Raw genomic sequence first — 23,083 nt, forward strand, 5'->3', positions numbered from 1 at the left:
TGAAGCCAGTGAAGCCAGTGAAGCCAGTGAAGCCAGTGAAGCCAGTGAAGCCAGTGAAGCCAGTGAAGCCAGTGAAGCCAGTGAAGTGGCCAAACCTACTCATGGGTTAGGGTTGTCTTTAGATGCCATTATGACTGAAGAAGACAATGCTCAAGCTGATTTAGCACTCTTTAAGAATGCGCCAACCGCTACCGACTCTGATGATGACGATTTGTATCAGCCGGTCGGTGTCCATCGACAACGCCCAAGCGCCCCAGTGGCACCAAGTCAAGTTGCTGCCACACCGGCATCGGCTAGCTCGACACCGGTTAGTGCAACCGTAGTTGAGGAAGCGCCCGTTACCGAAGTGGTGCATACTGGTGATTCAGCGGCACCGGTTTTAGAAGAACAAGCGTTGGCTGAATATCATTTACCGCCATTGAACTTGTTGAAAGCGCCGATCGTACCTGATGATTCGGAAATGGATGACTGGATTGAAAGTAAAGCCAGTGCGTTAGATGAGTCATTAGATGCATTTGGTGTCGATGCGAACGTGGTTGATTGGACGGTTGGCCCAACGGTTACCCAGTTCCAAGTCAAACTCGCTCGTGGCGTTAAAGTTAGCAAGATCACCAACTTAAATGATGATTTGAAGTTGGCTTTGGCTGCTAAAGATATTCGAATCGAAGCGCCAATTCCAGGTCGTAATACGGTCGGAATTGAAATTCCAAATAAGAAGTCCCGCCCAGTCATGTTGTCGGAAGTCCTAGATTCAGCGAAATTTAGAGACAGTAAGTCACCATTGACGGTTGCACTTGGGGTCGATTTATTTGGACAACCGCAAGTGACGGACTTACGCAAGATGCCGCATGGTTTGATTGCGGGGGCGACGGGTTCCGGTAAATCAGTCTTCATTAACAGTATTCTGGTGTCGATTTTATATAAAGCGAACCCACAAGAAGTTAAACTGTTATTGATTGATCCAAAGGCCGTGGAATTAGCACCGTATGATAAAGTGCCACACTTACTGGCACCGGTTATTTCTGAACCGAAGGCCGCTTCGGCAGCGTTGAAGTGGGTCGTTGATGAAATGGACAACCGCTACGATAAATTAGCGGCTGGTGGCGCACGTAACATTGAACAATTCAATGCCTTGGCTGAAGAGCATCAAGAATATGGCCTAAAAATGCCTTATATCGTGATTGTGATCGATGAATTAGCTGATTTGATGATGGTTGCTTCAAGTGAAGTCCAAGATTATATCGCCCGGATTACGCAAAAAGCACGGGCAGCTGGGATTCACTTACTAGTGGCTACCCAGCGGCCGAGTGTCGATGTCGTGACTGGGCTCATCAAGAATAATATCCCAACTCGGGTGGCGTTCATGGTGGCTAGTCAAATCGATTCACGGACGATTCTGGATGCGAGTGGGGCGGAACGGTTGCTTGGTCGTGGGGATATGTTGTATCTCGGCAACGGTCAAAGTACGCCGATCCGCCTGCAAGGGACGTTTGTCGATAGTGAAATTGATGATATCGCCCAATTTGTTCGTGATCAAGCGGCACCGCACTATGAATTTCAACCAGATAATTTATTGAAACATGAAGAGGCTACTAAAAATCAAGATGAATTGATGCCAGAAGTCTTGGCTTATATTGCAGACGAAGACACCATGTCGACGTCGAAATTGCAGCGAAACTTCTCAGTCGGGTACAACCGAGCAGCTAATATTATTGACGATCTTGAGAATCGGCATTATATTTCACCAGCTAAAGGCTCTAAGCCTCGTGACGTATACTTTACGCCTGAGGACTTAACGAATTTACAAGCTAACTCATAATTTAAAAATCAAGGATTCATTACTGAATGAATTTCAATATGGGAGATAACAATAACAATGGATAAAACAACGGTTTATTATTTTGTCGGAATTAAAGGCTCAGGGATGAGTTCTTTAGCGTTAATTTTGCATGATAAAGGATTCCAAGTGGAAGGTTCAGATATTGAACAATATACCTTTACGCAAAAGGGATTAGCTGCGGCCGGAATCAAAATGTTGCCATTTTCTGAAGACAACATTCATGATGGCTTAACGGTGATTGCTGGGAACTCATTTACCGATGAACATCCTGAAATCAAAAAAGCACGTGAAATGGGCTTGCCTGTTTATCGTTATCATGAATTCTTAGGAAAACTCATGTCAGGTTACACGAGTATCGGGGTTGCTGGGACGCATGGTAAGACTTCAACGACTGGCTTGTTATCACATGTGTTAAGTAATATTGCGCCAACCAGTTACTTGATTGGTGATGGAACTGGTAAAGGGACACCTGATGCCCGTTTCTTCGTCTTTGAAGCCGATGAATATCGCCGTCATTTTGTGGCTTATCATCCTGATTATGCCATCATGACCAACGTTGATTTTGATCACCCTGACTATTACCATGATTTAGCTGACGTCCAAAGTGCCTTTAAGCAATTTGGGAGTCAAGTTAAGAAGGGGATCTTTGCTTGGGGTGACGATGAAAGTTTACGTCAATTAGACGTTGACACGCCAGTTTATTATTACGGGACCAGTGACCGTGATGATTTCCAAGCGGTTAATATCAAACGGACGACTAAGGGTTCTTCATTTGAAGTGAAATATCATGATGAATCTTTAGGTGAATTCGAAATTCCATTGTTTGGCGAACATAACGTTTTGAATAGTACAGCCGTCATTGCGGTTGCCTACTTTGAAAAGGTCGATTTAGATGAAATTCGTCGCGAATTATTGAGTTTTAGTGGTGTTAAACGGCGCTTCTCTGAACATGAAGTTGGCGACATGGTCATGATCGATGACTATGCGCATCATCCATCTGAAATCAAAGCTACTTTGGATGCGGCTCGTCAAAAGTATCCTGATAAGGAAATTTTGGCCGTCTTCCAACCACATACGTATTCACGGACTAAGGCCTTGATGGATGGGTTTGCTTCAAGTTTAAGTAAGGCTGACCATGTCTTCTTAACCAACATCTTTAGTTCTGCACGTGAAAAGAGTGGGGATGTTTCCTCAAAAGATTTAGCAGCTAAGTTGCCAAATGGCGGTGAAATCATCACCATGGATGATCTATCGGCGTTAACGGCTTATCATGATGCCGTGGTTGTCTTTATGGGCGCCGGGGATATTCAAAAGTATGAAAAGTTGTATGAAGAACAAGTGAAATAGCGTATAAAAGTTCGGTGGGCGTCAACTCGTTAATGGGTTGACGTTTTTTTGTTGAGTATTCGTCTGATAACAGCAGAAAAACAAGCTTTGATATATATAAACATTAGTGGTATATTTTAGTTGCATACGTAAATAATTTGATGATGACTTTTTTAATGGATTTATCTATTTCAGCCAGGATTAATATTTTGACTAAACAGTTTGGTAAATCCATGGTCTTGCGGGGGAGATTTTTTAAGATGAACAAAAAGAGTCGTAGTGGATTAGAACCAAAGTTGCATTTTAAGCTCTACAAGTCAGGTAAACATTGGCTAGTTGCAGGAATTACCGTATTCGCGGTAGGAACCGGCCTTACAGTTGGTATCACTAAACAAGCAAACGCAGCTACTGATGATACGGGTGATACTAATACAAATACAACCACGACTACTACATCGGCAGCAAAGTCGACATCAGTCACGCTGAAAGTTAATAGCGCGTCAACAACATCGGCAGCACCTGCGAGTGAGACGACTACGGGTCAAACGACGACATCTCAGGCAGTTAGTTCGGACCGTACCGCTACTAGCCAATCGGCAACTAGTCAGGCTGAATCAACGTCAGCTGATTCGGCTACTAGTGATACAAATAAAAGCGCTAACAGTTCGGCGGCAGTGACTAGTTCGACAGCCACATCGTCCAGCTCAGCAGCAGCCAGTGTCGACAGCCAGTCACCAGTTAGTTCAGCGGCACAATCAGCCCAAAAAGTTGAACCGGTAAATGATACGACGGCAGTTTCATCAGCGCCATCAGCTAATTCAGCCGCTGTTGTCACCGATGTATCGGCAGCTACGCCAGTGACCAAAGTTGCGTCGCCACGAATGAGTCGAGCATTAATGGCTGTGGCAGTGCCGACTGCGGCAAGTACGCAAACTTTTGGGACGGCAACTTGGTCATTAGATGCTAACGGCGTATTGACGTTAGGGGCAGGGACGTTGCCAGCTAAGGGGAATTTTTATCCAGCGCCGTGGTATAGCAGTGCTGCAGACGTTAAAACCGTCAATATTACTGGTAAGCTTATTGCTCAAGATACATTGGCTTCAATGTTTTCGGGAATGACTAATTTAACGACGATTAATGGCTTGAATAACCTTGATACGAGCCATGTGACGGATATGAGTTCATTATTTGAAAATGATCAAAGCTTAACAGCAATTGATCTATCGAGTTTTGATACAAGTCAAGTCACTAATATGAACAGTATGTTCCATGGTGATAAAAGTTTAACAGCGCTGGATCTATCAACATTTAAAACGACTAAAGTTACTGATATGGGAGGGATGTTTGGCGGTGATAGTGGCTTAACAGCGTTGGATGTCTCCGGTTTTGATACGAGCCATGTGACGGACATGTTTGCGATGTTTTCTGGTGTAAGTGGGATAACAACACTGGATGTGTCAAATTTTGATACAGCGAATGTAGAAACAATGGCTTCCATGTTCTATGGCATTCAGGTTACAGACTTGAATTTAAGCAATTTTAATACGAGTCAAGTGACGAATATGGCTTACATGTTTGAAGATGCTAAGGCATTAACGACTTTAGATTTGACTAGTTTTGATACGAGTAACGTCACAAACATGATCGAAATGTTTAGTGGCGCTTCTAAGTTAGCATCCTTAAATGTCACTAGTTTTAATACAGCCAAGGTGACCAGCATGTTTAGTATGTTTTATGGTGACCTAGCGTTAACCAGTCTTGATGTGTCAAAATTTGATACTGGTAACGTGACTAGTATGCATGCCATGTTTTATATGGATCAGAATCTTAATAAGTTAGATGTGTCGCATTTTAATACGGCCAAGGTGACGGACATGTCCGATATGTTTAACATGGCTACCAGTGTTGACACGCAGACTGCTTTGACGGTCTTGGATGTGTCAAATTTTGATACCAGTAGTGTGACTGATATGAGTGCCATGTTCGCAGATCTGCATAAAGTAACGGTCTTGGATGTATCAAACTTTAACACACAGCATGTGACTGATATGGAATCTATGTTTAACGGCGATACGCAATTGGAAAACTTGGACGTTTCACATTTTGATACGGGTAATGTCACAACAATGTCGCACATGTTTTTAAATGATTCCAGTCTATTGGCATTAGATGTGTCGAATTTTGACACTGAAAAAGTGACTGATATGAGCACTATGTTTGATTATGATGGTAGTCTTAATTCATTAAATCTTGCGAGTTTCACGATTTCAACTAGTACCAATCTAAATCAAATGCTGACTAATCTCACTCACCTTAAAGTTTTAGTCTTAGGTGATCAAATTGCAACACTTAATGGTGCCTGGCTAGAAGATCCTGAAATACCAGGTAGTTATTGGCAAAATAAGGCGACTGGTACAATTGAGAAGCCAGCCGGAGACTATAAGCAGAATTCGATGAATTTAATTGCAGACTATAATCCAACGATGGCTGAAACGTATATTTGGACACAGGCACCAGTTGATGTTCAGAATACGACTAAGACAGCAACACGAACGATTAAGTATTATGATTTAGATCAAACGGCGGGCACGATGACGTTAATTTCTGGTGTGGATACGGTTAGTCAAAAAGTGACTTATACGCAAACTGCACTCGTTGATTCTTATAACCATAAGCTACTTGGTTACGATACGAATGGTGATGGCGTAGTTGATACAACTGATCCAGATGCTGCTTGGTATATTGCCAGTGGTGACAGTGCAACGTTTGAGGCTGTGGTTAGTCCAGATCTAAGTTCACGAGGTTACCAAGAACCTGGACAGGCTATTATTGCGGCTAAAACGCCGGCTTTCAGTGAATTGAGCAATATCAGTCTTGGTATTTACTACGAGCATCAACTTAACTGGGTACCTGAATACCGAACAGTGATGAGAACGATTGACTATCAAGATGAAAACGGTAATGCGATGACTGACTTGAACCCAGTTGTTCAGATTGCTAATTTTAAGCGGTCTAATAAATGGGATATGGTTACTAATCAGCAACTTGTTACCGGTGATTGGTCAAGCGATGTGACTGAATTCGGCACACAGACTTCACCGATTGTGACGGGCTATACGACCAAAGATACTGAAGTAGCAGCAATGTCGGTAACAGCTGATACTGAAAATAGTACCGAAAAAGTGATCTATGCCCTCAACGATGAGTTGGCTAATATTCAATACGTTGATATGGATGCGAACAATGTAATTGTTGCTAGTGATCAGGTCAATGGTAAATATCAAACATCGCAAGCTTATTCAACGGCTAATAAATTAGCAACATTGGCAAAACAAGGTTACGTTTTAGTCAATGATGGTGTTCCTGCGACGATTACTTTTGATACAGATAACCCACAAACATATACCGTTCAACTCAAACATCGGTATCAAACACTGACACCGGTGGATGAAATGACGCCAGGGACACCAATCGATCCGACTGATCCTAATAGTCCGCTTTATCCAGATCTCTCTCTAGATTTGTCGGCGACGACTAATCGGGTGATTCACTATATTTACACTGATGGTAATACGGCACAACCAACTGTCACACAAACGGTGACGGCAACCCGCACTGCAACGGTTGATTTGGTCACTGGCACGGTAGTGTATGGTGATTGGAGTAAGGTGACGGTGCCAGCGCAATCGACACCAGTATTAGCTGGCTATACGGCTGATATTGCTGAAGTTGGCAGTGCCGATGTAACTGCGGCTACAGGTGATTTAGCACCAGTAACGGTTACTTATACTAAAAATCAAGTACCAGTTAGTGATGGCACAATCACCGTCACTTACGTGGACAGTACGACAGGCGCCAAATTAACTGAAAAAGTATTGAAGGGTACCGTGAGGACTGTAGCGGATTATCATACCACTGACACGATCGCCACTTATCAGCAATTGGGCTATATTTTAGAGCACGATGGGTACCCGATGAAGGCAACTTATACAACTGATGGCCAAACGTATACGGTTTATTTGGCTCATGGTATGAAGGTAGTCACGCCAAATGATGGGACTAAACTAGATCTAACGAAGACTGTGACTCAGACGATTCATTATGTTTATGATAATGGTCAAACAGCGGTGCCAGATAAAGTCACCACGCGAACCTTTACGCGCCAGGCGATTGTCGATTTGGTGACCGGTACGACCACTTATGGATCTTGGCAGTTAACGACTAATGACTCAGAATTTCCAGCGACAACCTCGCCAAGCGTTTCAGGATATACGGCAGATCAAACGGTTTCTAAAGTGGTAGCCATCACCGCTGAAAGTGCGGACGATGTTCAAACGGTAACTTATACTGGCGTGGTGACACCACAAGCACCGTCCGTGCCAAGTGACCCACAATTGCCAAGCCAGCCTGCTCAACCAGGAACGACCGGTGAACAAACTGCGACGGTAATACCACAGACGACGGCGGTACCACGAGTGACAAAAGTGGTTGCTGTAAAACCTGTGACTGTGACTCAGTCTATTCAAGCGACACGACCACAGCAACCAGTGACAGTGGCAACGGCTAAAATTAATGCTAGTCAGCCTAAGCTCAAGGTCTCAGTTGCTGATAAGCCAGCTTCAAAGGCAAGTTACCACAAACCTCTGAACAGTCTAATCATGTTTTAGCCAGTGTATTAGGGTTATCTTTGGCGACATTGTTAGGCAGTTTGGGTCTTTATAAGAAGCAACGCGAAGAGAAGTAATGGCACTTAGGACATCCTGTTAATTGGGATGTCTTTTCTTGTTTAACCTAATACCTAATTATAATAAAAACTTATAATTTTCACAGATACAAACTGTTTTACCTTCCCTGACTAATCTGATACACTAGATAGCAAGAAAGTTGAGGTGACTGATTGAGATGGTAAACCAAAGGTGGGCAAGTCATATGATTGACAAATTGGTCTATCGAGGTCACTAGCGCGATTTGCTAGTGACGACTCAATTAGTGCTGTCAACTCGGACTTTACCGGTTTAGACTTAAATTTTAGGTGAAAGAGGGATTCTATGAATAATTTTCAACAAGAACCGCAACAAGGGCCACGGACCATTAATACTCAGATTGGCTTGCGGAGCTTTTTAACAAGAATGTATGGTTATATGGCGTTAGCCGTATTAGTTTCAGCCGTTGTCGCTTACTTATCAATGACCGTTTGGAAACCTGTGATTTTTGGCGCTTTTGCATCACATCCACTCATGTTTTTGATGATCTTTGTCATTAGTATGTTTGCGTTAATCGGTGGGATTCAAGTGAATGCCACACGCAATCCGGCGATGAGTTTCACGTTATTGATGCTCTTCGCGGTGATCTTTGGGGCTGAAATGTCAATCACGTTGGCCTTGTACACGAAGGCTGTCTTAGCTGGAGCCTTTGTTTCAGCTGCTGCGGTCTTTGGAACTATGGCGGTTATCGGGACAACGTCGAAGCGCGATATGTCAAAATTAGGGACGCATTTATTTGCGGCTTTGATTGGCTTAATCGTGGCATCGGTAGTTAACTTGTTCTTACAAAGTGAAGCCATCAGCTACATTTTCTCATACATCGGTGTGCTAATCTTTGCTGGGTTATCTATGTGGGATGCTAACCGGATGCGGGACATGTACTTACAATATGGTGACCAAGTTTCCGCTAACGGTTTGGCCATTACTGGAGCTTTACAGTTATACTTGGACTTTGTTAACATTTTCATGTATTTCGTCCAAATCTTTGGTGGCGCAAGTCGCGACTAATTTAAATATGAAGTTGAACGAGTTTGGGATAGAAAACCCAGGCTCGTTTTTTCTTTATTGCTGAAACGTGCGCCCAAAGACTGCGCCTTCCGCTTAGCTACGCCTAGTCAAGGATTGAAGGATCATAATCAAGTTTTTAGATTCATTGTACTTAAATTGCTGAAACGTGCAAAAAAAGCCTGGAACCTGTGCTTAGCTACGACAACCAAACGATTGAAAGACCCAATCATTTGGTTGTCTAGGCTAAGCACAGGTTCCAACCCGGCTTTTTTTGCACTCTGTTTTAAAGTCCCGTTTAACGCGATTCTTTGGTACAATTAAAGGTAACTGATACTCGGACTTAAAGGAGCGGAATATAATGGCAAAAAAATTATTATTGATTGATGGCAATAGCGTCGCGTTTCGGGCGTTTTTCGCGTTGCATAACCAACTCGACCGGTTTGTGAATGCGGATGGGTTGCACACGAATGCCATTTATGGCTTCAACACGATGCTTGACCACATGATCAAAGCGGTTAAACCAACCGATATGTTGGTCGCTTTTGATGCGGGTAAGACGACTTTTCGGACGGCGATGTTCGATGATTACAAAGGTGGCCGGGCGAAAACGCCGGGTGAATTTGGCGAACAAATGCCATACATCAAAAAGTTATTGGATGCTTATGGGATTCAACACTACGAATTAAAAGATTATGAAGCCGATGACATTATCGGGACGTTAGCCAAGCAAGCTGACGAAGCCGGATACACCACGACGATCGTGACTGGGGATCGCGATTTAACCCAATTAACGACTGATCGGACGACTGTGGCGGTGACCGTGAAGGGTGTTTCAGAGGTTGAACGCTATACCCCAGAACATGTCCAAGAAAAGCTCGGCATTACGCCAACGCAAATCATCGATATGAAGGGCCTAACGGGTGATACGTCTGATAATTATCCGGGTGTCACTAAAGTCGGTGAAAAGACCGCTTTGAAGCTACTGAAAGAATATGGCTCCATTGAAGGCGTCTACGAAAATATCGATGGCATGAAGAAGAGCAAGATGAAGGAACATTTGATTGAAGATCATGAGTTAGCGACGCGGGCGAAAGTCTTAGCGACGATTAAACGTGATGCGCCAATCAAGGTAGGCTTAGCTGATTTGCCATATGAAGGCCCTAATGTTGAAACGTTAGCCGAATTCTATCAAGAAATGGATTTCCAATCATTCTTGAAGAAGTTAAACGTCGGGCCGGCTGAACCAGCGACACCAATCGATTATACGGTCTTAACCAAAGATAACTTAGCGGAACTCGATCAATTCAAAACGGCGGTTGAGTTCTATCTTGAAATGCCAACGGCTAATTATCATGTTTCAGCTTTTGCCGGGTTTGCGATTGGGCATGATGGACATTGGTATATCAGTCGGAATATGGATTTATTACAAGAACCTGCCTTAAAAGACTTGTTGGCTAGCACCACGGTGCAAAAAAATGTCTTTGATATGAAGCGGACGATTGTCGGCTTACATCGATTGGGACTAGAATTCCATGCGGTTGATTTTGACCTCTTACTGGTTTCTTACTTATTGGATACCAACGATAACAGTAATGACCTTGGTAATTTGGCGGAACAACACGGCTACATGGACTTACCAACCGATGAAACAATTTACGGCAAGGGTGTCAAACGGGCCATTCCCGATGATGATACGGTCTTCTTTAGCCATTTAGCTCGGAAGTTAGCGGCCATCGCGGCGTTACAACCAACGCTACTTAAAGAACTTGATAAAAATGAACAAACACCGTTATATCACGATATTGAAAAACCAATGGCGTTAGTCTTGGCCCAAATGGAAATGGCTGGGATTAAGGTCGATGCGAGTCGTTTACAAGCGATGGGCAGCCAATTCAAAGAACGATTAAGTGAAATTGAACAAACCATTTATCAAGAAGCGGGTCATGAATTTAACATTAATTCACCTAAGCAATTAGGCCAAATCTTGTTTGAAGAAATGAAGTTACCCGTGATCAAAAAGACGAAGACGGGGTATTCAACGGCGGTCGATGTCTTAGAAAAACTAGCACCAGAAGCGCCAATCGTGGCGAATATCTTGCAATATCGCCAGATTTCGAAGATTCAGTCGACTTATGTGGAAGGGTTGCTTGATGCCATTCATTCAACTGATCAAAAGGTCCACACGCGTTACTTACAAACATTGACGCAAACGGGCCGATTGTCATCGGTTGACCCGAATTTGCAAAATATTCCAGTGCGGTTAGAAGAGGGTCGGCGGATTCGCCAAGCCTTCGTGCCGAGTCATGATGATTGGCAAATCTTCTCGTCTGACTATTCGCAAATTGAATTGCGTGTGTTAGCCCACATTACCCATGATGAGAACTTGCAAGCGGCCTTTAAAGAAGGCGACGATATTCATACGGCGACAGCGATGCGGATCTTTAACTTAGCGTCACCAGAAGACGTCACGCCAAATATTCGACGTCAAGCGAAGGCGGTTAACTTCGGGATTGTGTATGGCATTAGTGATTATGGGTTGTCACAAAACATCGGGATTACGCGGAAACAAGCCAAGCAATTTATCGATGCTTATTTCCAAGAATATCCAGGCGTTAAGCAATATATGACTGATATTGTCAAACAAGCCCGCGACCAAGGTTACGTTGAAACGATTTCCCACCGTCGTCGCTATTTGCCAGACATCAATGCCCGTGGCTTTAACCAACGCTCATTCGCTGAACGGACGGCAATGAACACGCCAATTCAAGGGAGTGCCGCAGATATTATCAAGATTGCGATGATCCAGATGCAACAAGCATTGAAGGACGCTGGTCTGAAGGCAACGATGTTGTTACAAGTGCATGATGAATTGATCTTCGAAGCGCCTGCCAGTGAAATTCCAACGTTAGAAAAATTAGTACCGAGTGTGATGGACTCTGCGATCGAACTAGAAGTGCCATTGAAAGTGGAAAGCCACTTTGGAAACACTTGGTATGATGCCAAATAGGAAGTGATCAGACATGCCAGAATTACCCGAAGTTGAAACCGTTCGCCGTGGATTGAACCGGTTAGTTAAAGGCGCAACGATTGCCAGTATTGAGGTTCGTTGGCCTAAAATTATTAATAATGATGTCGACAGTTTTAAATCTCGTTTGATTGGACAAACGATCGAACGTGTTGATCGGCGCGGTAAATATTTGCTGTTTCGATTTAGTGATGGCTTAACGATGATTTCTCATCTTCGTATGGAAGGCAAGTACAATGTGGTTCCAGCCAATGAGGACCAAGATAAGCATACTCACGTGATCTTTCATTTAACCGATGACCGTGACTTGTTGTATAACGATACGCGGAAGTTTGGTCGGATGACCTTAGTGCCAACTGGCGAAGAAGTGACGGTGGCAGGACTTAAAACTATCGGCCCAGAACCGACGGAAAACGACTTAACCGTGGCTTATTTGACAGACATTTTTAGTCAGTCTAAGAAGATGATCAAGCCGTTATTACTTGACCAAAGTAAAATTGCCGGGATCGGGAATATCTATGCTGATGAGACGCTTTGGATGAGTAAAATTCATCCGATGCGGCCAGCCAGTTCGTTGACTGATGATGAAATCGTGGTCTTGCGACAAAGCATTATTGATGAAATGGCGATGGCTATTAAAGGTCATGGCACCACGGTGCATTCATTTTCGACCTTTGGTGAGACCGGAAAATTCCAGAATCAGTTGCATGTTTATGGCCATGAGGGCGAACCTTGCGAACGCTGCGGGTCTTTGATTGAAAAAATCAAAGTCGCACAACGCGGGACGCACTTCTGTCCACATGAACAACAATTATAGGAGTTGGCGATGACAAAATTAATTGGTCTTACTGGTGGGATCGCGACCGGCAAATCAACGGTTTCGGCGATTCTTGCTGAAAATGGGCTACCGATTGTCGATGCAGATAAAATCGCGTGGCAAGTCGAGGGACCCAATACCCCGGTACTTGCACAAATCGTGGCCCATTTTGGCCCGCAAGCGCAATTACCTGATGGCAGTTTGAATCGGAAATGGCTCGGACGGTTAGTCTTTAATGATGCGACTGCCTTAGCTGAATTGACGGCGATAACCCAAATGCCAATTCAAACGGCGGTCTTACAAGCAATTGTGGCGGCGGGAAAAACGCAGCCTCCAGCCGTTATTTTAGATATTCCGTTGTTATTTGAAAGTGGCTGGCAACATATTTGCGATCAAGTGATCGTGGTAAGTGCCCCGGCCGAGGTTGTTTTGTCCCGGTTAATGGCGCGTAATGACCTAACCGCGGCAGCGGCTCAGGCGCGAATCAATAGTCAATTGCCACTCGCAACGAAGGTCAAACAAGCCGATGTCGTGATTGACAACGGTGGTAACATTGATAAAACGCGAACGGCCGTGTTAAAATGGCTGAAAACGATTAATGTTTAATTCATAAATGTAAGTAGAAAAACGAGGTGAGCAGTCCATGCAATGTCCACACTGTCATCATAATGGCTCCCGGGTTGTCGATAGTCGTCCAACTGACGATGGTCGCGTGATTCGGCGGCGCCGTGAATGTGAAAACTGTGGGTTCCGCTTTACAACTTTTGAACGGGTTGAAGCAACCCCATTACTAGTCATTAAAAAGAACGGTGCGCGCGAAGAATTTAATCGCGAAAAGATTTTGCGCGGGATTATTCGTTCCGCCGAAAAACGCCCCGTTAGTATGGAAACTATGACCGGCGTCGTTGATGACGTCGAAAATAAAGTCCGTTCCTTAGGTGAAAATGAAATTTCGAGCCAAGTGATCGGTGAATACGTTATGGAAAAATTAGCAGATATTGATGAAATTTCGTATATTCGATTTGCCAGTGTTTATCGGCAATTTAAAGATATGCACGTTTTCTTAAATGAACTGCAAGATATGATGGAACGCGACAAGGTTAAGTTGGCTAAAGCGCCAAAAAAAGCCAAGTCGGTGAAAGATAAAAAAGAATAATGGTGATGCAACATGCCTAAAGAAGAGCCAAGCTTAACACCTAAAACGGGCTTCATTGTTCCTAAGATGTTGCCATTATCAGCGGCTGATCAAACGGTATTAGCCCAATTGTATTTGCCGTTAACAGGACCGTTAGCTTATAGCTTGTATGCGGCTTTACAGGGGTTACAACGTGATTCAGGTCCTCGTGAGACCCATGCCACGTTACTCAACAGTTTAAATGTGGATCTACCGACGGTGTTGACGGCTCGCCAGAAACTGGAAGCGACTGGGTTATTGCGGACTTATCGGCAAACCGATCCTGCAGGTGAGTGGCTGCTTTATCATTTGCAGGCGCCAATGACGGCAGCTCAGTTTTTAGCGGATGATTTGCTCAGTGTATTGTTGCTCGATGCAGTGGGTGAGTCACGCTTTAAACAATTGGCCGCAACGTTTACGCCCGCTACTCCAGATTTGAGTCATGCGACTGAAGTGACGGCAAACTTATTGAGTGTTTTTCATATTGATAGTGAAAAAGTCACCCATACGCCAACGGTAGTTCAAGCCGTTCGTCAACAAGTACCAGCCACGAGTGCAACCTCGGCGCCAAGTTTAGCAACCACTGATTTCGATTGGCAAGTGCTCGGTCAAATTTTAGAGCAAAACTACGTGAACTTGGATCAAGTCCAAGCTTCACGTCAATTGATTGTGACTGAGAGCCGAGTTTACGGGATTAGTGAAGTGGAAATGGGTAAATTGATTAGTGAGGTTGCCAGTTTAACCACGGGTAAATTTGATCCCCAACAGTTAAAATTAGTGATCGCTAAGCGCTATCAACGACCAAGTACACCAGTATCTGCGGCACCAACCAGTGCAGCGGCTCCGGCACAGTCGACCTCGGCAGCTAAAGATAAACTGACGGCAGCCGAACAACAATTAGTGATGATTGCGCAAAACACGACACCGTATGATTTTATTGAAGCCTTGAAAAAAGAAAAACACGGATTTGTGACAAGTGGTGAGAATCGCTTAGTTCATGATCTAGTCGGGCGGGGTGTCTTGTCGAACGCGGTGATTAATTTATTGATTTATTATTTATTACAAAATCGTGAATTAACCACAATCAATAAGAATTTACTAGAAACGATTGCCAATGATTGGCAACAACATCAGATTACCACGCCGGAAGCCGCACTTGCGTACTTACGACAACGGCAACAACCGAAACCAGCGCGGTCGCGGCGAAATAGTCGGCCAACGCGTAAAGAAGTGGTGCCGGATTGGGCTAAAAAGTCCGCGGCCAGTGGCGCCAGCGCACCAGCAAGTGCCAGTTCGGCTAGCATGACGACCGCCGAACGTGAAAAGTTGGCAGCTCGGATTGCCAAGCTCAGTACTAATGCAGATAAGGAGGGTTAGCCCATGGAAAATATTTCGGAGACGCTGAAAACGTTAATGAATCGCCGTAATTTGAATCAGCGCTATCAAGATCTGATGACGGCTGTGTATCAAGATCCTGATGTACGTGACTTCTTAACGGCGCATCAAGCGGAACTTTCACAGGACGCCCTAGAACGCAGTGCCAGTAAGTTATATGAATTTTGTGAGGAAAAGCGGAAGATTGCTCGGCATGAACCAAGCCAAGCGCCAGGTTATCAGCCAGAACTTGTGATGAGTAATCACTTGATTGATATTGCCTATCAACCGACTGCTCAGTTGCAAGAGGCCCAAGCTGCTCGTGCATTGAAACAGCGGGTGCGTTCAATTAGTATGCCGAAAAATATTCAAGATGCAGATTTGAAATCATATGATCCAGATGGTGATCGGGCGGCAGCGTTAGTGTCGGCGTTGGACTTTATTGATGCTTACACCCAAACGCCCAAACGATTCCATCGTGGGTTGTATCTTTATGGGTCATTCGGTGTCGGCAAGACTTACTTGCTCGGTGCCATGGCGAATGAATTAGCCGCTCGTGGCTTTCAGACGACGTTGATTCATTTTCCAAGTTTTGCGGTCGAGATGAAACGCTCAATTGGCAATAATACGTCCGGTGATAAAGTCGATGCCATCAAGCGTGCACCAATTTTAATGATTGATGATATTGGTGCCGATGCCTCATCAACGTGGATTCGCGATGATGTGCTCGGAGTGATTTTGGAATATCGAATGCAAGAAGAATTGCCAACGTGCTTTTCATCGAATTTCTCAATGCAAGAATTACAGGCTGGTTACTTAACGATTTCCCAAAAAGGGGACGAAGAACCGGTCAAGGCCCAACGGATTATGCAACGAGTCCGATATTTAGCGACCGAGATTGAAATGATTGGTCGCAATCGCCGTTTGAATCCAACTGATTAAAATAAAACGTGTGGCTCAAAGTAGTCGCACGTTTTATTTTGCTTAAAAATCGAGTTGACTTTTGAAACAAAAGTGGTTTAATTGAAAACAGATGCAAAAGACATGCTCAATTAATCATGGATCACAGAGACCAAGACACTTTCTGGAAGTCTTGGACCAGATTTTTTGAGATACCACTTTTGCGGTAATGCTCAACAGAGCCGGAACGCGTCCGTTATTAGCGCTAATGAGTCAGTGACTTTAAGTTACTGAAAAATCGGGTGGAACCACGTCAATCACGTCCCTATTACTAGTTATGTCTAGTAGTGGGGACTTTTTTGTCGTCCCGGCGCATGGTTCGTTTTGGTGAGTGGGTAAATTTTGAAGGAGTGTGTCTATTTTATGGCAAGTATTAAGGTTAAATTTCCAGATGGCGCGGAAAAGCAATTCGATGCCGGCGTAACGACGGAAGATATTGCAAAATCAATCAGTCCCTCATTGGCTAAACGGTCAGTGGCTGGGAAGTTCAACGGTGAAGTCGTTGATTATCGCCAACCCTTAACCACGGATGGTGCCATTGAAATCGTGGCTGCTGATAGTGATGAAGGTTTAGCAGTGTTACGTCAAACTGCTGCCCAAATCTTGGCTAATGCGGTTAAACAACTCTTCCCAAACATTCACTTTGGGAGTGGTGAAGGCAATGCTAACGGCTTCTTCTTTGATACCGACAATCCGGACGAAGATGGCAAGCAAGTTAGTGAAGACGATTTGGAAGCTATTACGTTGAAGATGCAAGCCATCGTCAAAGAAAACTTACCAATCGAACGTGAAGTTTTATCAAAGGCTGACGCGTTAGCTTTAGTTGGTGACAACCCTTACCAACAAGACTTAGTTAACGAACGTGCTGCTGCCAATGACGGTCAAGTCGTTGTTTACAAGCAAGGCGATTTCGTTGATTTATCAGATGGGGCTCAATTGGCTTCAACTGGTAAAGCCAAGATCTTCAAGTTATTGTCGGTTGCCGGTGCATACTGGCAAGGCAAGTCCAGCAATCCAATGTTACAACGAATTTACGGGACAGCATTCTTGAAGCAAAAAGACTTAGATGCTGACTTAAAACGGCGTCAAGAAGCCCGCGAACGTGATCACCGGGTGATCGGGAATGAACTTGATTTATTCTTCGTTGATCCTAAAGTCGGTAATGGCTTACCTTACTGGATGCCAAATGGTGCCACGATCCGTCGTCAAATCGAACGTTACATCATCGACAAGGAAGTTGCTAACGGCTACCAACACGTTTACACCCCAGTTTTAGCTAACTTGGATGTTTACAAGCAATCTGGTCACTGGGATCACTATCGTGAAGACATGTTCCCACCAATGGACATGGGTGATGGCGAACAATTGGAATTACGTCCAATGAACTGTCCTTCACATATCCAAATTTACAACCATCATATTCGCTCATACCGTGAATTACCATTGCGGATTGCGGAACTTGGGATGATGCACCGTTATGAAAAATCTGGTGCTTTGACTGGGTTATCACGTGTTCGTGAAATGACCTTAAATGATGGTCATACGTTCGTTGCCATGGATCAAATTGAAGAAGAATTCAAGAAGATCTTGTCATTGATGGTTGAAGTTTATGAAGACTTTGATATTTCAGATTACCGGTTCCGTTTAAGCTACCGCGACCCTGAAAATAAAGAAAAATACTTCGATGATGACGCAATGTGGGAACGGAGTCAAAAGATGTTGAAGTCAGCCATGGATGACATGGGTCTCGACTACTTCGAAGCTGAAGGGGAAGCTGCTTTCTACGGTCCTAAGTTGGACGTTCAAACGAAGACGGCCCTCGGTGGTGAAGAAACGTTATCAACCATCCAATTAGACTTCTTATTACCAGAACGCTTCGACTTGAAGTACGTTGGTTCTGATGGTGAAGAACATCGTCCAGTCATGATTCACCGTGGGTTAGTTTCAACGATGGAACGTTTCACGGCTTACTTGACTGAAATCTATAAGGGTGCGTTCCCAACTTGGTTGGCACCTAAACAAGTCACGATCATCCCAGTTAACAATGGTGCTCACGGCGAATACGCTGAAAACGTTCGTCGTCGTTTGGCTGAAGCTGGTATTCGGGTTAGTGTTGATGACCGGAACGAAAAGATGGGTTACAAGATCCGCGAATCACAAACTAAGAAGATTCCATACTTGTTAGTTGTTGGGGATCAAGAAGTTTCAACCGGGAATGTTTCGGTACGTAAGTACGGGGAAGAACGGACTGAATCTGAAGCCGTTGATATGTTCATCGGTGCCATCACTCAAGAAGTTCGAAACTACAGTCGGGGCGCTAGCAAATAAAACCCTTGACACTAATTTTTGACTCTGGTATTATATTGGAGTTGAGAAAAAAAGCAGAAGCACCCGCTTCTCGCCTAGGTGACTAAAGTCGTCGGGCAGATGAACGATGAATTAATTCCCATTAACGGGGTTGAGCGGGCGTATTATGCGCCCGCTCTTTTTGTGGATTTCTCGAAATTTTACGGAGGTGAATTACCATAGCTAAGGATTCAATGGTTAATGACGGCATCCGTGCTCGCGAAGTACGTTTGATTGCCAGTGATGGTGAACAATTAGGTGTCAAGTCACGACAAGAAGCAATGCAGATTGCTGAAGATGCAAGCTTAGACCTTGTTTTAGTTGCACCGAAAGCGAAACCACCTGTAGCCAGAATTATGGATTATGGGAAGTATCGTTTCGAGCAACAAAAGAAGCAACGTGAAGCACGTAAGAAACAAAAAGTTGTTAGCATCAAAGAAGTGCGCTTAAGCCCATCCATTGACACCAATGACTTTAACACAAAGCTGAAAAATGCTGAAAAGTTCTTGTCAAAAGGTGACAAAGTTCGGGTTTCCATCCGGTTTAAGGGTCGTGCCATTACTCATAAAGAGATTGGTCGTCAAGTCTTAAATCGAATGATTGAAGCCACTAAAGAATTTGCGTCAGTTGAAGCTTATCCAAAGATGGATGGGCGGAGCATGTTCTTGGTGTTAGCACCAAAAGCTGAGAAGTAAATTTCTAGGAGGATTATTGATTATGCCAAAACAAAAGACAAACCGCGCTGCAGCAAAGCGTTTTAAAGTGACCGCTAAGGGTAAGATTAAGAGTGCCAATGCTTTTACTAGCCACCGTTTCCATGGTAAGACTAAGAAGCAACGTCGCCAATTACGTGGTACGGCTATTATTGAAAAGCCAATGGTCAAAACATACCACAAGTTATTACAAAAATAATTCACAACGTTTTAGTTAAATCTAGGAGGAAACAAACATGGCTCGAGTTAAAGGTGGAACTGTTACACGCAAGCGTCGCAAACGCATTTTAAAATTAGCTAAAGGTTACCGTGGTGCAAAGCACATCCAATTTAAGGTTGCTAAGGACCAAGTAATGAAATCTTACGAATACGCATTCCGCGATCGTAAGAAGCGTAAGAGTGATTTCCGTAGTTTATGGATTGCCCGTATCAACGCGGCAGCTCGTTTAAACGACATGAGTTACAGCAAGTTAATGCATGGTTTGAAGCTTGCTAACATCGACATGAACCGTAAGATGTTGGCTGACTTAGCTGTTAACGATGCTGATGCATTCAAAGCTTTGGTTGACGAAGCTAAGAAAGCTCTTGCAGCTTAATTAAAAAAATCCAAGCCATTAACGGCAAGGTTGAGAAGGGATGTCATCATTTGGATGGCGTCTCTTTTTTTATACATTGGTATTTTTCTGCGTATTAGCGAGGGTATTTAGGCTATAATTAAAATGCAAACTCATGTAAATTAGGGTTGTTGGAAAAATGAAATACTGTCGTGGCGCTGTTTGTTTAGTGTATTCCCCACGCACGTAGGGATGATCCCGTGGTTAAGGTCTTTGAGATAATAAAAAAGACCAACCACAAGGATTAGTCTAAAGATTAGTTTCACCGCGCCGAATTCGCGACTTGGCAAGGGTTGGTAATGACAACCTTTGTCTTTTTATATACACTAATTATAATGTGGAGGTTAGGACAATGCAAGAAATTAATATCGTACGTGAGATACAAACACTATTAGATAGTGATTTGACGGCTTATAGGATAGGCAAAGATACAGGTGTAGACAACACGCTCATAAGGCGTTTAAAGAGTGGTGAAAGGCCCGTAGAAAACATTAGTGTTAAGGTAGCACAAAAGCTATTAGACTATCGCTATAAGGTGATTAAAGATGATAGGGTTTGTGATGAGTAGGCATGATGGTTGTGAGATGAGTTGCAAGGATCGTTGAGATACATAGACAAGTAAGCGATTATAGTTAATATGTAAGAGTGCGGTATGTGGTGGCTGTAAAACAGTACGTTGACGCGCTTAAAGAATTGTATTTGTATTATGAGAAGGTATAACGCTTTATATTGCGTTATGTGGCTATGTATGAGTATTCCCCACGCATGTAGGGATAATCTCACTATCTTGAAAATTACCAATCATTAATAAGGCTTATCGAATCGAGTTTACCTTGATTCAATAAGCCTTTTTTTACTGATTTTCATAGTGAAAAGTAGTGTGAAGTACAAGATGGTTAAAAACCAGTCAATCAAAATCCATTAACTATTTGACTTCCAAGTCGGTGTATCGTTAAATCGATCATCATTTAAATTTGCTTAATAAACAAAAACCAACTATGATGTAGAGATGACTTCATTAGCATTTTAATGAAAATCCGCATCAAGGATTACCGGTAGTATGATAAAATAGGTCAGTAAGGTCCCGGCCAAACACCTAATACGATAACAGTAGCGAAGGGGAAAACAATGATTAAGCAATTTAAACCAACTTGGATGCTCGATGCCATCTATAACATTACACCGGCCCAATTACGGGCTCAAGGGATTAAGGCGGTTTTGACCGACCTTGATAATACGTTGATTGCTTGGGACAATCCTGATGGTACCCCGGAACTTAAGCAGTGGCTACATGCGTTACAAGACGCGGGTATTCCTGTCGTGGTTGTTTCCAATAATTCACAAGACCGTGTCGCTAAGGCGTTACAAGCGCTGGATTTGCCATTCGTGTCACGTGCGTTAAAACCATTGCCATTTGGGATTAATAAGGCCCGTCGTCAGTTAGGACTACGGTCTAGTGAAGTGGTGATGGTCGGTGACCAGTATATTACGGATATGTGGGCTTCCCGGTTAGCGGGGGTGGCCAGTATCTTAGTACGGCCAATCGTGATGACCGATGCGTGGAATACACGGATCAATCGTTTCTTTGAACGGTTTATTAAGAAGAGCCTAGCCCGGCGTTATCCGACAATGCATTTTCAAAAGGAGCTTAAATAGTGAGCGAAGCACAAGAAACTTTATATTGTATCGGTTGTGGCGCAGCCATTCAAACAACCGATCCTAAAGCAGCAGGTTATACGCCTGCTTCAGCGTTGAAGAAGTCATTAGCTGATGACACTCAAGATCTTTATTGCCAACGTTGTTTCCGATTACGGCATTATAATGAAATCGTGCCAGTCGGTTTAACCGATGACGATTTTCGGCATTTATTAGCGACGATTCGTGACGCCGATGCGTTAGTCGTTTATGTCGTGGATATTTTTGATTTGAATGGGAGTATTATTCCCGGTTTACAACGGTTTGTCGGTGATAATCCGATCTTACTAGTTGGGAACAAAGAAGACGTCTTACCACGTCAATTACGTCGAACGAAGCTCAAAGAATGGATGAAACAACAAGTTTTTGCCCATGGCATCAAGCCAGTTGATGTGGCATTAACTAGTGCAAAACGTGGGAATGCGATCGATGACTTGTTAGCTTTAATCGAAAAGTATCGTCGCGGTCGCGATGTGTATGTGGTTGGGGTCACCAATGTTGGGAAGTCAACGTTGATTAACCGGATTATTGCCAATAATACTGGCTTAAAAGACTTGATTACCACATCTCGATTCCCTGGGACCACGCTCGATAAGATTGAAATTCCATTGGATGACGGCCACAAGATGGTTGACACCCCTGGGATCATTCATCAAGAACAAATGGCCCATGTTTTAACTGGAGATGATTTGAAGCTGGCGTCACCACAAAAGGAAATTCGGCCTAAAAATTACCAATTAGGTAATGGGCAAACGCTTTTCTTAGGTGGTGTTGCCCGTTTGGACATCATTGATACCGTGAAACCAGCGGGGGTCGTTTATGTAGATAACAACTTAACGTTGCATCGGACGAAAACTGAAAACGCTGAAAACTTCTATGAAAAGCATGTCGGTGAATTGATCACGCCACCAACTGGTGATGCCGTGGCCGATTTTCCACCATTGGTTCGGCATGAATTCAAGACGACTGCGGTTAGTGATGTCGTCTTTGAAGGTCTCGGTTGGGTCACTGTGCCTGCTGACACGCGTGTCGCTGGTTGGGCGCCTCAAGGGGTCGATGTGTTAACACGACCAGCAATGATTAATAGACAATAGGAGAATGACATGGAAAACTTACGTGGAAAACAAAAACGCTATTTAAGAAGTCAAGCGCATCATTTGCGGCCAATGTTTGCCGTTGGTAAAAATGGCTTAACTGAAGAATGGTTAAATCAATTAGTGGTGGCGCTTGATAAGCGTGAATTAATTAAGGTCAACATCTTACAAAATGCTGATGTGACCACTGATGAAGTCAAAGAAGCGATTGAAAGTAACACCCCAATTACGGTGGTTCAAACGATTGGTCGCGTCTTAGTGCTTTATTTACCAGCTAGCAAGGCTGATTACCAAAAGATTTCATTGGCAGTTGCCAAGATCTAGGGAGGAATTT

At 43.7% G+C, this 23,083-nt stretch carries 18 protein-coding genes, 1 pseudogene and 1 other annotated feature; all 19 genes and pseudogenes read left to right on the forward strand.

Features of this window, described 5'->3' with window-relative positions; translation table 11 throughout:
- Window positions 1–1,819, forward strand: a 1,819-nt coding sequence (locus tag FFM84_RS00825; protein WP_225428139.1) for a DNA translocase FtsK, incomplete at its 5' end; no start/stop codon positions are given.
- A 57-nt stretch (window positions 1,820–1,876) separates the two neighbouring features.
- On the forward strand, window positions 1,877–3,187 hold the full coding sequence (gene murC / locus FFM84_RS00830; protein WP_130843882.1) for a UDP-N-acetylmuramate--L-alanine ligase: 1,311 nt from the start codon (window positions 1,877–1,879) through the stop codon (window positions 3,185–3,187).
- 239 nt (window positions 3,188–3,426) lie between these two features.
- Complete coding sequence (locus FFM84_RS16255; protein ID WP_165450253.1) at window positions 3,427–7,833, forward strand: BspA family leucine-rich repeat surface protein; 4,407 nt, start codon at window positions 3,427–3,429, stop codon at window positions 7,831–7,833.
- A 2-nt stretch (window positions 7,834–7,835) separates the two neighbouring features.
- Window positions 7,836–7,910, forward strand: a pseudogene (locus FFM84_RS16445) (hypothetical protein); the annotation flags it as partial.
- A gap of 304 nt (window positions 7,911–8,214) precedes the next feature.
- Window positions 8,215–8,937 (forward strand): Bax inhibitor-1/YccA family protein, encoded by a 723-nt coding sequence (locus FFM84_RS00845; RefSeq protein ID WP_130843880.1) that lies wholly within the window; start codon window positions 8,215–8,217, stop codon window positions 8,935–8,937.
- Between the two features lie 358 nt (window positions 8,938–9,295).
- Window positions 9,296–11,944 carry a DNA polymerase I gene (gene polA, locus FFM84_RS00850; protein WP_130843879.1) on the forward strand — a complete coding sequence of 883 codons (2,649 nt, stop codon included), beginning with the start codon at window positions 9,296–9,298 and terminating at the stop codon, window positions 11,942–11,944.
- 13 nt (window positions 11,945–11,957) lie between these two features.
- Window positions 11,958–12,779 (forward strand): bifunctional DNA-formamidopyrimidine glycosylase/DNA-(apurinic or apyrimidinic site) lyase, encoded by an 822-nt coding sequence (gene mutM, locus FFM84_RS00855; RefSeq protein ID WP_130843878.1) that lies wholly within the window; start codon window positions 11,958–11,960, stop codon window positions 12,777–12,779.
- 9 nt (window positions 12,780–12,788) lie between these two features.
- Entirely contained in the window at window positions 12,789–13,385 is a 597-nt protein-coding gene (coaE, locus tag FFM84_RS00860) for a dephospho-CoA kinase (protein ID WP_130843877.1), read from the forward strand.
- A gap of 37 nt (window positions 13,386–13,422) precedes the next feature.
- Window positions 13,423–13,935: a transcriptional regulator NrdR gene (gene nrdR, locus FFM84_RS00865; RefSeq protein WP_130843876.1), complete on the forward strand. Its 513-nt coding sequence runs from the start codon at window positions 13,423–13,425 to the stop codon at window positions 13,933–13,935.
- Between the two features lie 12 nt (window positions 13,936–13,947).
- Window positions 13,948–15,330: a replication initiation and membrane attachment family protein gene (locus tag FFM84_RS00870; protein ID WP_130843875.1), complete on the forward strand. Its 1,383-nt coding sequence runs from the start codon at window positions 13,948–13,950 to the stop codon at window positions 15,328–15,330.
- Between the two features lie 3 nt (window positions 15,331–15,333).
- A complete protein-coding gene (dnaI, locus tag FFM84_RS00875) occupies window positions 15,334–16,269 on the forward strand; it encodes a primosomal protein DnaI (protein ID WP_130843874.1) in 936 nt (311 codons plus the stop codon).
- 381 nt (window positions 16,270–16,650) lie between these two features.
- On the forward strand, window positions 16,651–18,615 hold the full coding sequence (gene thrS, locus FFM84_RS00880) for a threonine--tRNA ligase (RefSeq protein WP_130843873.1): 1,965 nt from the start codon (window positions 16,651–16,653) through the stop codon (window positions 18,613–18,615).
- A 45-nt stretch (window positions 18,616–18,660) separates the two neighbouring features.
- Window positions 18,661–18,784: a sequence feature (ribosomal protein L20 leader region), on the forward strand.
- 43 nt (window positions 18,785–18,827) lie between these two features.
- Window positions 18,828–19,328, forward strand: a complete 501-nt coding sequence (infC, locus tag FFM84_RS00885) for a translation initiation factor IF-3 (RefSeq protein ID WP_165444389.1) — start codon at window positions 18,828–18,830, stop codon at window positions 19,326–19,328.
- Window positions 19,329–19,350: 22 nt separating this feature from the next.
- The gene (gene rpmI / locus FFM84_RS00890) at window positions 19,351–19,545 is read left to right on the forward strand and encodes a 50S ribosomal protein L35 (RefSeq protein ID WP_003638526.1); all 195 of its coding nucleotides are present in this window, start codon (window positions 19,351–19,353) and stop codon (window positions 19,543–19,545) included.
- 37 nt (window positions 19,546–19,582) lie between these two features.
- Complete coding sequence (gene rplT / locus FFM84_RS00895; RefSeq protein ID WP_130843871.1) at window positions 19,583–19,942, forward strand: 50S ribosomal protein L20; 360 nt, start codon at window positions 19,583–19,585, stop codon at window positions 19,940–19,942.
- Window positions 19,943–20,312: 370 nt separating this feature from the next.
- A complete protein-coding gene (locus FFM84_RS00900; RefSeq protein ID WP_225424685.1) occupies window positions 20,313–20,528 on the forward strand; it encodes an XRE family transcriptional regulator in 216 nt (71 codons plus the stop codon).
- 560 nt (window positions 20,529–21,088) lie between these two features.
- Entirely contained in the window at window positions 21,089–21,616 is a 528-nt protein-coding gene (locus FFM84_RS00905) for a YqeG family HAD IIIA-type phosphatase (protein ID WP_130843870.1), read from the forward strand.
- Window positions 21,616–22,749 carry a ribosome biogenesis GTPase YqeH gene (gene yqeH / locus FFM84_RS00910; protein ID WP_130843869.1) on the forward strand — a complete coding sequence of 378 codons (1,134 nt, stop codon included), beginning with the start codon at window positions 21,616–21,618 and terminating at the stop codon, window positions 22,747–22,749. The genes FFM84_RS00905 and yqeH overlap by 1 nt, the downstream gene beginning before the upstream one ends.
- 9 nt (window positions 22,750–22,758) lie before the next feature.
- The gene (gene yhbY / locus FFM84_RS00915) at window positions 22,759–23,073 is read left to right on the forward strand and encodes a ribosome assembly RNA-binding protein YhbY (RefSeq protein ID WP_130843868.1); all 315 of its coding nucleotides are present in this window, start codon (window positions 22,759–22,761) and stop codon (window positions 23,071–23,073) included.
- Window positions 23,074–23,083 lie beyond the last annotated feature (10 nt).

This window comes from Lactiplantibacillus mudanjiangensis (genome assembly GCF_005405385.1).
Lineage (GTDB): Bacteria > Bacillota > Bacilli > Lactobacillales > Lactobacillaceae > Lactiplantibacillus > Lactiplantibacillus mudanjiangensis.